Source organism: Collimonas sp. OK607, from assembly GCF_900111995.1.
Taxonomy (GTDB): domain Bacteria; phylum Pseudomonadota; class Gammaproteobacteria; order Burkholderiales; family Burkholderiaceae_D; genus Collimonas.
In genome coordinates this window covers 1-1,401 of record NZ_FOKF01000087.1, presented here as the reverse complement: position 1 = coordinate 1,401, position 1,401 = coordinate 1, and the positions used below count along the sequence as shown (strand labels likewise).

Below are 1,401 nucleotides of genomic sequence, written 5' to 3'. Positions count from 1 at the left end.
GCCGGGCTACCCCCATACGCGCTAACCAAACTTTCCCCCTCTTAATTGATCCTGCTGATAAAGACGTTTCTTTCGCGAAGGTTCTCGCAGTAAATTGCGTATTTCCGTCCATCGCTCAAGGCAACCAAACAACGACAAACGCGGGTTAACAGCTGCGCTGAGTAACCAATGCACAAACGCCATTTCACGCCAGCAACAGCGACGTTTCATAACTTTGCTCTTCGTGCAACGTAGGTGCGAGAGGGGAAAAATGATCGCCTAATGCAATCAAACGCTCGATCAAACAAGAAACAAATAATTTGCCCTGCAACCACGCTTTGGCGCCCTCGGCATCCTTCTTTTTCAAGTGCCCCAGCCCCAGTAATGACTTCATCCTTTTGAATGCCAATTCGATTTGCCAACGATGCCGATATAACGCCAGTATCGCTTCTGCATCCAGACTGTCCAAGCTTGTGACTACCACCACATAGCCCGTTGCTTCCAGTGTTTCTGCATGAAATTTCTGCTGTTTTTTATTGATGTATTGACGGTACTTACGCTCGCTCTCAATCCGTTGTTCCTCACTCTTGCGATACGCGCACACCCGCACAGCTACGCGGCCTTTCGTGCCTTGTATCGTCGCTGGCCATTCCCCGGTTTGTCCCATTTGCAAAGACGGCAAATGCGCCAACTGGACAAACGGATTACCCTCATCATCTTGCAATGGCAGACTCGTCAGATTCATCCGCACCAGGACGTCGCCGCCCTGATCAAGGACATGAGTGATGCCGCGCCGATTGGCAAAACCACGATCGGCCACAATGACATCGCCTTTTTGCACGCCAAACCGGGTCAATGATTCGCCCACTTTGCCACGCGTAATCTGAATTTCCTGGCAGGCTAACGTACCGATATCCATTGCATAATGCAAGCGCCAGCTCGATGTGATAGCGCCGGGTTCGCGTATCACGCTGCCATCGACTGCCAATATTCGCCTACCGTCCAGCGCAGAGCATTTCATCACCGGCACCGGTGCTTCTTGAATCAATCGCTCGCTCATCCAACGCAGCCATTCTCCCGATTTATTGACTCGCTTAAGCAGCGCAACATCAGATAAATCGGCCAAATTGCCTGCGCGTGCACGCGCCACCGTTTCTCGCATTGAGCAACCGTCACTGAAATACATCAGCAATACGCGCAATAAATTATCCGGCCCAGAAAATTGGCGACCAAATTTTAACGCGCCCAACGTTCGCGCCTGATCTTTCCACCCATCAGGCAGTAATTTCACTATTTTCGACCAGTCTTCACTAACGTTTTTGTACTCTTCGGCGACCATTATCTTTTGCGAGATTCATTTTAATTTCGCAATGTTAACCCGTGACCGGAAATTTGGTTAGCGCGTATGGGGCTACCCCCGGC

General features: G+C 50.6%; 1 protein-coding gene. It reads right to left on the bottom strand.

Translation table 11 applies throughout. The features are described from left to right. Nucleotides 1-184: 184 nt before the first annotated feature. Nucleotides 185-1,318, bottom strand: a complete 1,134-nt coding sequence (locus BM029_RS25475) for an IS4 family transposase (protein WP_092440836.1) — start codon at nt 1,316-1,318, stop codon at nt 185-187. Between the last annotated feature and the right edge of the window lie 83 nt (nt 1,319-1,401).

Excerpts from the sequence above, each read along its gene's own strand:
- BM029_RS25475 (WP_092440836.1), bottom strand. The coding sequence starts at position 1,318 with ATGGTCGCCGAAGAGTACAAAAACGTTAGTGAAGACTGGTCGAAAATA.